Here is a 13,939-nt window from a genome sequence, read left to right on the forward strand (position 1 = left end):
GCTTCAATGGAAAGCGGTGTTGATTAATGGCTTCATATCGCAAATTTGCGTATGTGTATGATGAACTGATGGAAGACATGCCCTACCCGGACTGGATTCGATTCGCAAGAACCGCCTGGGAGAAGCACGGGATGCCGAAGACGGTGGTCGAGCTTGGCTGTGGAACGGGTAGTATTACCATTCCGCTGGTTAACTCGGGTTTTGATGTAACTGGGATGGACTTGTCTCCGGATATGCTGGCGGTTGCTCGGCGCAAAATGGAGCAGACCCCGCGTGGAAGCAGGCTGTTCCGGGATGGATCTGTACGCTGGGTTCAGCAGGATATGAGAGAGTGGGAGATGCCAGAACTCGTGGATTCCGTAATCTCTTTCTGTGACTGTATCAATTATCTGTTGGAGCCGGAGGATCTCATACGGACATTCAGACGAACTTTTGATGGACTGAAGCAAGGGGGAACATTTCTCTTTGACGTTCATCATCCGAATACCTTGAAGCGGTACGAGGAAGAACAGCCGTTCATTTGGGACGAGAAATCCGTCTCCTATATTTGGACGTGCGAACGGGATGCGCACCGTAATGAGATCGAGCACCATCTGACCATATTTGCGCGTGAAGAGGGACAGGGCCCTGATATGTATCGCAGATTTGAGGAAACGCATATTCAGCGGGCCTATGATCCGAATTGGATCAGGGTAGAGCTTACGAAATGCGGTTTTTCACAGGTGAATTGTTATGCTGATTTCGAGTGGGTCCAGGCCGATGAGGATGCAGCAAGATTGTTTTTTGTAGCGGTAAAATAATTCGAAATACTAGAACAGCCGGCCATCTTCGGGATGACCGGCTGTTTGTTTAGAGCTCCTTTCCAATATATTCAGCTAATTGTTGAATAGTGTCTTCATTCCTGCGGTAATACGTCCATTGGCCTATCCGTCTGGCTTCCAGCAGACCTGATCGTTGCAGCAGGGATAAGTACTGGGATGTAGTGGACTGGGACATGCCCGCCTTCTCCTGAATCTTGCCGACGCAGATCGCATCTTTGAAATCATGCTCTTCTGCGAGGGGAGCTGCGCTCGGGAAATTCAGCTCCGGTTCTTTAAGCCACAGCAAGATCTGCAGCCGGGTTTCATTCGCTAATGCTTTAAAAATAGTCAAGTAATCCATGGCTTCATTATATTTGTTCTTTCTGACTTGTCAAAGGATTTCCTGATTTCCTTCAGGCATAGTCACCTTGGCGTTAACAAAAAGTCGTAGAAATTCACAAATTGAACCCATTTTTGAATAATAACCCTATATTAAATAGATAAATAGCTATATAATTAGGAGAATAGTAGCAAATTTTACCTGAAATATAGGAACAAAGTCAACAATGCGTTTAGGTACAAAGGGGTGTTATTTAACAAATTATTGGGTTAACAGGAATCCGTCACTCGTTATTACCAAATTCTACTACTAAAACTTCTGAGGTGAACATTCTTGAAATTGTCATTAGGTTCAAAAATGGTGCTGGGCTTTATCCTTACGTCCGCAATTACTTATGGGACAAGTGCTTTTTTTATTTTTTTCCTCAAATCATACCTTGCATCCTCCCTGCCCGAGGGGCTGTATATCACTATTATTTTGTTACTTGGGGTTCTTTGGAGCGGTATCATCGGATGGGTGGTCTCCAAATGGTTGACTAAACCGATTGTCCAGCTGGCAGGTGCTGCCAAGGAAGCTTCTCAGGGGAACCTGCTCGTGCAGCTGCCCGAGCGTAAGTCGGAGGATGAGATTAAGATTCTGTATGATGCCTTCAGTGGGATGATCTATAATATCAAAGATATAATTCATGATATTTCTTCAAGTTCACAGATTACTTCCAAGAATGCCGAAAATTTAGGTGAAGCTATTACAATGGCTACCACTCAGATCGAATCAATGTCTGTAGTAGTTGACGACATTTATCAGGGGGTCGAGAAGCAGAAGCTGTCGTCTGAGCAATCGCTGAAGACCGCGGATGAGATGCTGCATGAATTTCAGACTATGAAGTCGAAATCGGCGCAAATGCTGGATTTGTCCAGTTCAATGTCTGGGTCCGTAGAAGATACCAAGCAGATTTTGTCACTGCTAACCGAAGGGATGAGGAATTTAACCGCCTCCTATACTGTATCGAAAGAGACGGTTGCGAGACTAGAACAGGAAGCGCGGGATATTGAGACAATAACAAGTACCGTCAAGGATATCTCCGAGCAGACGCATCTGCTTGCCCTAAATGCATCTATCGAGGCCTCAAGAGCTGGAGAACACGGCTATGGATTTGCTGTGGTGGCTCAGGAGATCAGGAAGCTGGCCGGGCAAAGTTCGGAATCCGTGCTCCAGATTACAGAATTAATCAGCCGTGTTCAGGCAAAGGTGAATGAGACAGTAGAGCTTCTAAGTGAGCAGACTGCTCTTGTAAATCAAGAATCGGAGCATACCTTATCGGCTGCTAAGACTCTCGACCAACTGTTTGTGATTGCTGAGCAATTTGTAGAGGCTATTAAGTTAATCGAATCGACCGTCTCAGCACAGACCCACCGTGTGGAGCGCACCCATCAAAGCGCAAATGAAATTCTTGTCATGACGAATACTTTTTCAGAGGGAGCTAAGCAAATATCCAACACAGCTCATGAAGAAACAGCGATTATGGAGGAGATCACCTCTTCGTCAGAGGAATTGATGATTTTGACCAATAAGCTGTTCGAGAAGACGAAAGTATTTAAAGTCTAACCTGACCGCAATACACAGAGTGGAGAATTATGATCTGGTTAGGGCGCCTGGCATTGACTATAAGCGAAGTTATGAATATAATAATTGATAATAAAATTGGATACTTAAACTTTGATGAGGACCAGTAATTCAGACCTAATCACACAGAGAGCCGGTGGGGGTGCGAACCGGTTGATAAGACTGTAATGAACTCGCCTCGGAGTCATGATGCAAGCCGGGAATCCGGGCAGATTACTGCCTTCAATCTGGTGAACATACATCGTTACACCCGCGTTAAGGGTGCTAAAGTGAGCGCAGGGCAAAGCATGTTGACGCGCTAACTAGGGTGGTACCACGGGAATATTCCTCTCGTCCCTAGCGGTAATAACGCTATGGACTGAGAGGTTTTTTTGTGACAATTACTTACTATATAAGACGCAGCTAAAAATTGACTTGAGGGTAAGGCGTAACGGAGGGGAAGCTTGGAACTGTAGGAGCGAAAGCGAATCGCCTACAAGCTTTCTGAAAGAAAGCTACATCGGAAGCATATGCCTTTGTCTCCGGATTTCATCCGCCCTGCGGTATAAATCAAGAAATCTGGAGGCGGGCAGCGGCCGAAAGTCCAAGCATTCCCCGTAGTTACGACTGTACCCACAAACATTTTAACTGCGGCTTATATAACGAATGCCTGACATGATTTCAAATTACAGATGTGCAACCCAAGGAGGATCTTTTTTCATGACAGACAAAAATGGCAATACTCACGTCTATCATCCGCAGGCGATTGAGCCGAAATGGCAAGCTTACTGGGATGAGCACCAGACGTTCAAGACAAGAGAGGATGCTGGTAAGCCGAAGTTCTATGCACTGGATATGTTCCCTTATCCTTCAGGTGCTGGTCTGCACGTAGGCCACCCGGAAGGCTATACCGCCACAGATATCGTCTCTCGATATAAGCGGATGCGCGGATATAATGTGCTTCATCCAATGGGCTGGGATGCATTCGGTCTTCCTGCTGAACAGCATGCACTGGATACTGGCGAACATCCCCGTCATATTACGGTGAAGAATATCAACAATTTCCGCCGCCAAATTAAGTCGCTAGGCTTCTCGTATGACTGGGATCGGGAGATCAGCACGACGGACCCGGAATATTATAAATGGACACAATGGATTTTTATTCAGCTCTATAATAAAGGACTTGCATATGTCGCGGAAGTACCGGTGAACTGGTGTCCCGCACTCGGAACTGTACTTGCTAATGAGGAAGTCATTGACGGGCTGAGCGAGCGTGGTGGACATCCGGTTATCCGCAAGCCGATGCGTCAATGGGTTCTTAAGATTACTGAATATGCTGAGCGTCTGCTTGAGGATCTGGAAGAGCTTGACTGGTCAGAAAGTATTAAAGACATGCAGCGCAACTGGATCGGCAAATCCGAAGGTGCGGAAGTCAATTTTGCAATTGAAGGCCAAAGCGAGTCCCTGACCGTGTTCACAACCCGTCCGGATACCTTGTTTGGGGCCAGCTATGCGGTTCTTGCTCCAGAGCATGCACTTGTCGATGTGATTACAAAAGACGACCGCCGCGAGGCTGTGAAAGGGTATCAGGAACAGGCTGCCCGTAAGAGCGATCTGGAGCGTACAGATCTTGCAAAAGAAAAGACCGGTGTGTTCACAGGGGCTTACGCGATTAATCCGGTCAATGGTGCCAAGGTACCGATCTGGATTGCTGATTATGTACTTGCAGGCTATGGTACAGGCGCAATTATGGCTGTTCCAGCTCATGATGAACGTGATTATGAATTTGCGAAGCAATTTGATCTGCCAATTCTTGAGGTAGTGTCAGGCGGTGATGTCAGCAAGGAGGCTTATGCGGGCGATGGGGAGCATATCAACTCCGACTTCCTGAATGGACTGAATAACGAAGAGGCGATTAAGAAAGCTATCTCATGGCTGGAAGAGCAGGGGAAAGGTAAAGGCAAAGTCACATACCGTCTGCGTGACTGGTTGTTCAGCCGTCAGCGCTACTGGGGTGAGCCGATTCCAATTCTGCATTTGGAAGACGGAACCATGAAGCCGGTTCCTGTGGATCAGCTTCCGCTTGTTCTGCCGGACGTGGATCAGATCAAGCCATCGGGAACAGGGGAATCACCACTGGCGAACGTGACGGAGTGGGTGAATACTACAGATCCTGAGACAGGTCTCCCGGCCAGACGGGAGACCAACACGATGCCGCAGTGGGCAGGAAGCTGCTGGTACTATCTCCGCTTCATAGATCCGCACAATGATAAGGAGCTGTGCTCGCCACAGAAGCAGAAGGAATGGCTGCCGGTTGATCTATATATTGGAGGTGCCGAGCACGCCGTACTGCACTTGCTGTACGCCCGCTTCTGGCACAAAGTTCTCTATGATCTCGGTGTGGTATCTACTAAGGAGCCGTTCCATAAGCTGGTTAACCAAGGTATGATTCTTGGAACAAACAATGAGAAGATGAGTAAATCCCGGGGGAACGTGATTAACCCGGACGAAATTGTAAATGAATATGGGGCAGACACACTCCGTATTTATGAAATGTTCATGGGTCCGCTTGAAGCTACCAAGCCTTGGAACTCGAACGGAGTCGAAGGGACGTACCGGTTCTTGTCCCGCGTATGGCGTCTGTTCGTCGGAGAGGACGGCGGACTAAGTTCAAAGTTCGTGGATGGAGAAGGCAGCGAGGAATTCAAGCGCACTTGGCATAAAACGATCAAGAAAGTAACAGAGGACCTTGAAGGACTCCGCTTTAATACTGCCATCAGCCAGCTGATGATTTTCATTAATGAAGCCTATAAGACAGACGTCGTCCCTAAGGAAGCGGCAGCGAACTTTGTACAGCTGTTGTCACCACTTGCTCCACATATTGCGGAGGAATTGTGGCAGCGTCTTGGCCATGAAGAAAGTGTGACCTATGTGTCATGGCCGTCTTATGACGAAGCTTGGACCGTGGATGCAGAGGTAGAGATTGTTGTCCAGGTTAACGGCAAGATCGTTGAACGCACCAAAATTGCCAAAGATTTGGATCAGGCTGCCATGCAGGAGCTCACATTGGAGCTTCCTAATGTTAAGCGGGCGATCGAAGGTAAGTCGGTCCGTAAAGTGATCGCTGTGCCTGGTAAGCTTGTAAATATTGTTGTCGGTTAATCATCCCTTTCCTCCAGCTGGCTAAAGCTCGCATCGAGTTTAGCCAAGTCATGTTCATGCTTATGGGCAGTGGTCTGGATTAATTCGGGGAATACCGAAATTAAATGCTGCTTGAGTACGGAAAGGCCTTCCGCAGTTACACCTCCGGGTACGACAACTCGCTGCCTAAGTTGTTCCAGTGAGAAGCCGCCCTCGGTGAGAAGGCGTCCTGTACCAAGCAGCATTTCTGCGCCCAGGTGTACAGCGGTTGTACGCTGAAGTCCGGTTAATTCTGCGGCAGAATCGGCCCACAGTCCAAGAATAAATGCCAGGAAGGCCGGTCCGCAGCTCGAGATATCTGAGGCCGCGCGAACATGGGCTTCATCGATCAGTACCGGGGTGCCTACTGATGAGATCAGCTGTTCAAGCAGAAGTCTGTCTTCGGGAAGAATTCGCTGGCCGTACATGCATAGCGAAGCGCCGCTCAGAACGGCGTGGGTTATACTTGGCACGACTTTGGCCACTTTGCATGGAAGAATACCCTCGAGGTGACTGATCTGGACCGGACTTGTGATGGATACAACAATTTGTTCCGGATTCAGGGATTCCTTAATTTCACTGAGAACCAGATGGAACTCCAGTGGTTTCACGCAGAGAAATATAATATCGCTTTGAAGCACTGTCCGAACATTACTGCTGACAGCCTGAAGACCTGGATACTTGGCCGACAGTCGTTCTGTTTTGGCTAGAGTACGGCTGCTTGCCGTAATCTGCCGAGGCTGCAGTGCTCCGGAACGCAGAAATGACTCAATCAATAGACTTCCCATACTTCCTGTTCCGATAAATCCTATTCTCATCACTGAGATCTCTCCTTCTGCGCGAAGGCGCGGCTTCGTCGTTTACAATGTATGCAACTCAGATAGATATTCATGACAATGAGTTTATAGATTTGAGATTGGAGCTGGGTGAATGTATAGAAAGTGGATTGGAACGGCTGTAATATCGGCTGCAATTGGTGCAGGTCTAATGCTGCTTGCAATAGGAGCACGGCCGCCTGCGGGTGTTGATGGCTGGGTCCCGGTAAATACCGATGTAGCCAAGGCTATGGAATCACATGAAGAGCCGCAAATGAACGCGAATAATCAGACTCAGCAGACCAAAAGGGCTACGAGCAGCAGCGCTGACGGACATGCAGTGGGGACTAATAGAGAGGCAGCCGCAGCGGAAAGCCAGCCATCTGCAGCTAAGAGCAGCGGTTCGGCGGATTCTAGCAAGCCCTCTGAATCGGCAGGAACCATTAATATAAATACTGCGGGGCTTGAGGAGCTTCAGAATATACCGGGTATCGGGGCTAAGAAGGCTGCTGCCATTATGGATTACCGAAATCAGCACGGTGCCTTTAGTAAGGTGTCGGATCTTACCAAGATCAAAGGGATAGGTCCCAAAGTGCTTGAAAAAATGAAGCCTTTCATTGGGCTTTAGATAGGAGTAAGGATAAATGAATCCTGACAAACGGAAAGATTGGGATACGTATTTCATGGATATCGCTTATATGGTATCTACCCGTTCACGCTGCAGCAGACGTCATGTAGGTTCTGTTCTTGTTCAGGGCAAGAAGTTACTGGGGACAGCATATAATGGCGCTCCCTCTGGAGTTCCTGATTGTTCTGAAGCGGGCTGCATGATTGCAGAGGAGTATGAGCTGGTCACTGAGAATGGCCATGAGCAGATGATTAAGAAACAGCGTTGTATTAGAACGATTCATGCTGAGCAGAATTTGCTGCTTTTTACAGATCGGATCGACCGGGAAGGATCTAGCGTATATGTTACGGATGAGCCCTGTTGGACATGCGCAAATATGCTCGCGAACAGCGGGATTACCCTGATTGTATACCACCGCCCATACCCGAAAGATTCTGCTAAGGTCAAGGCTATGATGAGTCAAAAAGGGATCACGTTCAGACAGCTGGATTCCTATTCACCCCCTCCGGAGACGGTACAGAAGGTGCAGGATTAGCAGTCTCAATTTGAGTGACGATAATCTATAGAATATTGCTGAGGAAGAACCTCCGCTTGCGAATGAAGCAAGAGGGGGTTCTTTTTGTATTTCCAAATTGTATACGAGGTGAAAGGGGGGGCGGAAAATGGCTCGCAGACCACTGATGGCAGCGGCGTGCTTGTGGATTACGGGAAGTGCATTGGCAAGCCAATATCAAGGGTGGACTTTTTGGCTCCTTTGGACAGGTTTGTCCTTGGCATTTCCTCTCATAGGTCACCTGGGTAAGTGCACCTGGAAGAGTACTCTTATATACTGGCTTATTTTCTCGGCATCGGCCCAGTATTGGAATTATAACGAGATGAGGAATGTAAGCACGATTACAGGTATTTTGAACACAAATAAAGTAGCGGCAGAAGAAGCTGTAATCAGCAGGGCAACGGGAGTTATCATCTCTGCACCGGAGACCGATGGGGACAAAACGGACTTTAGGATCAAGCTGACACACCTGTCTATAGATAGGCCAGGACAGAATTCTCTGACTGAGAACGATCTGCATGATGAAATGGGGATAGTTCAGGTTCGTTTGCTAAGCGCGGAGGAACTTAAAATCTCCCAAGGGTGGACCCGTGGACAAAATGTAGTACTGACAAATGTGAGTCTGATAGCACCAGCCATTGCCCGGAATTTTGGAGGATTTGATTACAGTAATTACTTGCACCGGGAACATATCCATTGGTTATTGAAAGTCAAAGGGGCGGCAAATGTTCAAGCAACAGAGGCTGGTTGGAGCTTTACTGCCATAATGGCCTGGAACGATCAGCTTAGAAGTACACTCGCGAATCGCATCGGTCAATTGTTCGAAGAGCCGAGTGCCGGTTTCATGAAAGGTCTATTAATCGGGGTAACAGATGATCTTGACCCGGAGACATACAGCAGCTTCTCCCAGCTGGGCTTGACTCACATTCTTGCTATTTCGGGAAGTCATGTCGCTATTAATATGGGAATTTTATTTTGGCTGTTAAGACGATTCAAGGTTAGTAAAGAGAAAGCATATCTTGTTGTTCTCATATTTATACCATTCTATGTATTATTAACAGGATTCACCCCTTCCGTAGTCCGTTCCGGAATAATGTCCATGCTGGGTGTCTACTTGCTTCGGAAGGGGCTTTTTAAGGATACCTTGAATATTTTAGCGGCAGCGGCCCTATTAATGCTGTTGTGGGAGCCTTACTATTTGTACAACGTTAGTTTTCAGCTATCCTTTATCGTCACAGCTGGGTTAATCCTTCTTGTTCCCTACGTGAATCCATTACTGACCTTTCTCCCGAGAAGAGTAAGAACTGCCGCTGCCATAACGATCGTGGCTCAGATTGTATCATTCCCCTTAACCATCTATTACTTTAATCAATTCTCCCTTTTGTCGCTTGCAGCCAACTTTATTATCGTTCCGATCGTGGGCGTATTTTCTTTATCCGCTGGAACTGCTGCTCTTCTGCTCAGCTTTGTATGGCTGCAATTAGGCAAGTGGATCGCTTATCCCGCTCATATCATGAACGAGCTTGCTTTTATGGCAGCGTCCTGGATGAATAATCGAAGCGGATTTATAACGATCTGGAAATCACCCACAGTAGGATGGATAGCCGCATATTATATTGTCATAGGGTGCTTCTTGTACTTGGGTAGACGAATAGCCGAAACTGAGCAATCAGCAGTCAGTTATTTGGACACCGGTGAGACACAGCCTCTTACGCCGGAAATGTCACCTGTGTCCCGATTGAGAAGTCCAAGCCGCGTTAGACACAGGCTCTATTCTGTGGGTCAGCTTCTAAGCTGCTTGGGCCTGGTTGGATTGCTATATGCCGGATATCAGCCGGAGAATCCCCGTAATATTGGAACTGTCCAGTTCCTTGATGTAGGTCAGGGGGACTGCGCGCTAATTACTACGCCTGAAGGCAAAAATATTCTGGTGGATGGTGGGGGGACTGTCACATTTGGTAAGCCGAAGGATGCTTGGAGGAACAAGAAAGAACCTTACGAGGTTGGTGCGAAGGTGGTGGTTCCTTTATTGAAAAAAAGAGGCATTCATCAGCTTGATGCCATCATCTTAACGCATGGTGATCAGGATCATGCTGGGGGGCTTCAGGCTGTACTCGACTCTATTCCGGTCAACGCATTATTCATTAATGGAACACTCGCGGATACGAAGACCATTAACAAGCTTGTACATACCGCTCTTGGCAAGAAAATTAAGCTGTACTCCATATCGGGAGGTATGCAGATTAAGCCAGACAGCCGAACGATGCTGACTTTTCTGGCGCCCGTTCTGCCAGCGGAGTCCGAAGAGGGTCAGGTCCCATTTATTCAGGAGCAAAATCATTTATCGATCGCGTTTCTTATGGAGATGGACGGGTCCCGCTTTTTGTTCACAGGAGATATGGATAAGGCCTCAGAGCAGGAGGTGACCCAGAAGCTAGGCTCTCCAAAAGGCCTTGGCTTACCCGACGTTCTGAAAGTTGCCCACCACGGCAGTCATACTTCGACCTCTGAAGACTGGCTCGACTTCTGGAAGCCCAAGGCAGCCGTTATTTCTGTTGGCGTATCGAACAGCTACGGTCATCCACATACCGATACTCTGGATAAATTGCAGAAGCGGGGAATTCACATTCACCGCACAGATGAGATGGGTGAGATTCAAATGCAGGTACGCTTGGGGAGTATAGTCACACGGCATAAACTTTAATAGAAGGACTAAAGTCACCTTAGTAAACTATACATCATGTGCAAATAGAAGGCCGGATGACTCTGTGTGAGATTTCTGTTATTCTTAGTTGAGACTTATGACATAAATTAAAATGAAAAAGACTAGATGTCATTGCAACAAATTACTGAAATGTAACGTCTGTATAGTTGCAAGGAAGGGGGATCCTTTGTGGTCGAGCAGGGACTCATCAGAGCCGCTCAATCAGGCGATCGCGACGCTCTAATTACCCTATTGCGAGAGATAGAACAACAGGTGTATCGCACAGCCTATTATATTCTAAATAATGAGCAGGATGCCCACGATGCCGCCCAGGAAGCACTCATTCGTGTTTATACTAAAATCGATTCCTATGAAGAGAAGGCTCAGTTCAAAACCTGGGTCCAGCGGATTGTAACCAATATATGCATCGACAAGTTCCGCCGTAACAAACCTACCGTATCCATCGAGGAGCACGAGATGGTATTTCAGGGTAAGGAGAACGTGGAGCGGCAGGTCATGTCGACTTATTTGGCACAAGATATCCAAGAGGCGATCAATCGGCTTCCGGATCATCATCGCTCGGTTGTCGTCCTTAGATATGTTCAGGACTTATCCTATAGTGAAATTGCCGATTGTCTAGACCTCCCGCTTAATACTGTTAAATCCTATCTATTTCGAGCAAGGCAACAGCTTCAAAACTTACTTCAAGATTATCAGAAAGGTGGTGTATCAGGATGAAATGCCCGGAAGCGGTGGAATGGATGCATCGTTATTTGGACGGGGATCTGAGTGTGGAAGAAAGCGATCTGCTGATCGAGCATCTTCGCAGCTGTGATGAGTGCGCTGAAGCGTTCGGGTTACTGAAACATTTGTCGGACAATCTCTATCAGCTTCCGGATGTAACTCCGAAGTTCAGTATTGTCGACTCGATTCTCCCAAGGCTTGAGGAGATTGACAGAGCCCGTGCTGAAGAAGGAAGTGCACTTGAAGTGACTGAGCCGGCGGTTCCATTGATGAGAACTGTACCGAACAAGGCCCAGCAGACACAGCGAAGCTCATTCTGGCAGAGATCTTCGAGAACTTGGATCGGCGGTGTTGCAGCTGCGGCCGTTATATTAGGTTTATTTATCTATCAATACGAGCCTAAGACATTGCCTAATGCTGAGATTGCTTCAACTGGAACCTCTTCTCAGATAGAGAAGTCTATTACGGAAGATTCAAACGCAGCAGGATCTGCCGCGTCGGATATAGCGATTCCTTCTACTGATCAAGACCAGACTCCGAAGTCTGGTAATGGAACGGCTCCCGCTGCGGGTAATGAGCAGGAGAACTCGAAGACAGACTTGCAGGCAGCCACTCCTAAGAAGAGCGATGGGAAGACGGATGGTGGTGATGTCGTATCTCCGAAGCAGGAAGGCAGCTCGGGTCAATCGTCTGTACCTCAGAAGGAGATCTTGCCGAGTCCAAAGAAAGGATCGGCTTCCACCCATAACAAAACTGCACCAGCTACGGATTCGAATTCTTCCTCGGTGAGTAACTCATCTTCTGCAGAGAAAGCAAATCCGAAGAAGCCGGCAGATTCACAGGGAGTCCAGGAGAATCAGGTGGCTGATGTTCCTGACAATAAGGCCACTGCAACTGGTCCAGTAACGAATCCTAACAATTCTTTCATGGGAATAACCAGCTTCCCGCCAATCAAAGTGTCACCGGACGGTAAATATACGGCGGAAGTGGAACAGAATCACTTGAAAATTTATGCCAATGACGGCCAGAACCGGACGCTTTTATCAGACATTTCGCTAATTGGAGATTGGGTGAAGGGGGAATGGTCCGAGGATAGCAAAGTCTTCCACTATCAGACCACCAAGGATGAGATCACCAAAGATTACTCCTTCAATGCCGCGGATTCGGATAAGGAAGATTCCACCAATTCGTCACAATAGGAACCTTTTCAGACCTATCTGAATAGGTTATATATTAAGTAACGAGCAATGAGTTTCCTGATCGTCTATGACCGCCGGGCAGTGAGTTTCTAGAGCTTTCTTGCCTGACGTTTATATAGATGTTCCGGGACAAAGAGACCTTAGTGCCTTATGGTGCGGGTCTCTTTGTTGTTTTATCCGAGAGTCTGGAGGATCGTATTGAGCAAGCATAGACTTTGAACTAAGTTTTACTTACAATATAGAAGGTATGGCAGGAGGGATTGAGAATTTGGACATCAAGGCAGCAATTAAAGAAATTAAGCGGGGACAGGTATCCCCTTTATATTTATGTTATGGCTCGGAGAAGTATCAGATCCAAGAATTCATTCAGCTTATTCAAGATCAGATTGTCGATCCGGAGAATCGTGATTTTGCGGTGGTCCATTACGATTTGGCCGATACCCAGATTGAGACGGTAGTGGAAGAGGCAGAAACGCTACCCTTTCTTGTAGAACGCAAGCTGGTTCTGGTTCGTGACAGCTCCTTATTTTCAGCGGCTAAGGAAGGCGGTAAGATTGAGCATAAAGTCGATCGACTGCTTACATACCTGGATAATCCGGCTGAGCATAGTGTAGTGGTGTTTACAGTAAATGGTGAGAAGCTGGATGAACGGAAGAAGACCGTCAAAGCAATGAAGGCGAAAGGACAAGTACTCTCGTTCATGCCCCTTGGAGGCCATGAGCTTATTCAGTGGGTAATCAAGCAGGCTGCGAGCCGCGATTGCACCATGGATGAGACAGCGGCTCAGGCGCTTCTGGCTAGTGCCGGCGTACAGATGGCTGCGCTGTCTGCCGAGGTGAACAAGCTGTGTCTGTATGCGGGGGCTGGGGGGACCATAACGGCGGAAGCGATTAATCAGCTCGTTGCGCGGACGACTGAACAGAATGTGTTCGGAATGGTCGAGGATATCGCTAATCTTAAGCTGGAACGTGCTCTATCGACTTTCTATGAACTCCTGAAGCAGCGTGAGGAACCGATTAAGATCGCTGCTCTTATTGCCCGGCAGTTCCGGATTATGCTGCAGGTGAAGGAGCTTGGCGGGCAGAGTTATTCGCAGCAGCAGATTGCTTCACAGCTTGGGCTGCATCCTTACGCGGTCAAAATTGCGGGAGAGCAGGCGAGGAAGTTCGAGGCTAGCAGGCTCAGAAGTTCCTTATCTGAATTAGCTGAACTGGATTATCGGATGAAGAGCGGCCGAATAGATAAGGTGCTGGGGCTGGAGATGTTCTTATTGGGACTTGGCGCATAATAGGGAGAAGGGCTTGGCGATTAGGCCAAGCCCTTCTATGTGATCCTTGAGAATCAAAAAACGGGCACCTCCCTAAAGGGAAGTAC

The 13,939-nt window shown here is 47.7% G+C and carries 11 protein-coding genes and 1 other annotated feature; of the genes, 9 read left to right on the forward strand and 2 right to left on the reverse strand.

Features of this window, described 5'->3' with window-relative positions; genetic code table 11:
* Positions 1–26 precede the first annotated feature (26 nt).
* Entirely contained in the window at positions 27–800 is a 774-nt protein-coding gene (locus ACRRNK_RS07030; protein WP_433946052.1) for a class I SAM-dependent DNA methyltransferase, read from the forward strand.
* Positions 801–849: 49 nt separating this feature from the next.
* Here the strand turns inward: ACRRNK_RS07030 and ACRRNK_RS07035 are convergent, their stop codons facing one another.
* Positions 850–1,161, reverse strand: a complete 312-nt coding sequence (locus ACRRNK_RS07035) for an ArsR/SmtB family transcription factor (RefSeq protein WP_433946053.1) — start codon at positions 1,159–1,161, stop codon at positions 850–852.
* 312 nt (positions 1,162–1,473) lie between these two features.
* Between ACRRNK_RS07035 and ACRRNK_RS07040 the strand changes: the two genes are divergently transcribed.
* Both ACRRNK_RS07040 and leuS read left to right on the forward strand, forming a co-directional pair.
* Positions 1,474–2,745 (forward strand): methyl-accepting chemotaxis protein, encoded by a 1,272-nt coding sequence (locus ACRRNK_RS07040; protein WP_433946054.1) that lies wholly within the window; start codon positions 1,474–1,476, stop codon positions 2,743–2,745.
* Between the two features lie 102 nt (positions 2,746–2,847).
* Positions 2,848–3,104, forward strand: a binding site (T-box leader).
* Between the two features lie 358 nt (positions 3,105–3,462).
* Positions 3,463–5,904 (forward strand): leucine--tRNA ligase, encoded by a 2,442-nt coding sequence (gene leuS / locus ACRRNK_RS07045; protein ID WP_433946055.1) that lies wholly within the window; start codon positions 3,463–3,465, stop codon positions 5,902–5,904.
* On the opposite strand, the gene comER is transcribed toward leuS, so the two are convergent.
* The gene (gene comER, locus ACRRNK_RS07050) at positions 5,901–6,740 is read right to left on the reverse strand and encodes a late competence protein ComER (protein WP_433946056.1); all 840 of its coding nucleotides are present in this window, start codon (positions 6,738–6,740) and stop codon (positions 5,901–5,903) included. The genes leuS and comER overlap by 4 nt on opposite strands.
* A gap of 112 nt (positions 6,741–6,852) precedes the next feature.
* Here comER and ACRRNK_RS07055 point away from each other — a divergent pair, with 112 nt between their 5' ends.
* The 6 genes from ACRRNK_RS07055 (at position 6,853) to holA (ending at position 13,853) form a co-directional block, all read left to right on the forward strand.
* Positions 6,853–7,365 carry a ComEA family DNA-binding protein gene (locus tag ACRRNK_RS07055; protein ID WP_433946057.1) on the forward strand — a complete coding sequence of 171 codons (513 nt, stop codon included), beginning with the start codon at positions 6,853–6,855 and terminating at the stop codon, positions 7,363–7,365.
* A gap of 16 nt (positions 7,366–7,381) precedes the next feature.
* Positions 7,382–7,900 carry a deoxycytidylate deaminase gene (locus ACRRNK_RS07060; protein WP_433946058.1) on the forward strand — a complete coding sequence of 173 codons (519 nt, stop codon included), beginning with the start codon at positions 7,382–7,384 and terminating at the stop codon, positions 7,898–7,900.
* Positions 7,901–8,027: 127 nt separating this feature from the next.
* Positions 8,028–10,622 carry a DNA internalization-related competence protein ComEC/Rec2 gene (locus ACRRNK_RS07065; RefSeq protein ID WP_433946059.1) on the forward strand — a complete coding sequence of 865 codons (2,595 nt, stop codon included), beginning with the start codon at positions 8,028–8,030 and terminating at the stop codon, positions 10,620–10,622.
* Between the two features lie 189 nt (positions 10,623–10,811).
* Positions 10,812–11,360 carry an RNA polymerase sigma factor gene (locus tag ACRRNK_RS07070; RefSeq protein WP_433946060.1) on the forward strand — a complete coding sequence of 183 codons (549 nt, stop codon included), beginning with the start codon at positions 10,812–10,814 and terminating at the stop codon, positions 11,358–11,360.
* Positions 11,357–12,565 carry an anti-sigma factor family protein gene (locus ACRRNK_RS07075; protein WP_433946061.1) on the forward strand — a complete coding sequence of 403 codons (1,209 nt, stop codon included), beginning with the start codon at positions 11,357–11,359 and terminating at the stop codon, positions 12,563–12,565. The genes ACRRNK_RS07070 and ACRRNK_RS07075 overlap by 4 nt, the downstream gene beginning before the upstream one ends.
* Positions 12,566–12,833: 268 nt before the next feature.
* Positions 12,834–13,853, forward strand: coding sequence for a DNA polymerase III subunit delta (gene holA / locus ACRRNK_RS07080; protein ID WP_433946062.1), 1,020 nt, complete (start codon positions 12,834–12,836; stop codon positions 13,851–13,853).
* Positions 13,854–13,939 lie beyond the last annotated feature (86 nt).

This window comes from Paenibacillus sp. SN-8-1 (genome assembly GCF_050995535.1).
In the GTDB taxonomy this organism is placed as follows: domain Bacteria; phylum Bacillota; class Bacilli; order Paenibacillales; family Paenibacillaceae; genus Fontibacillus.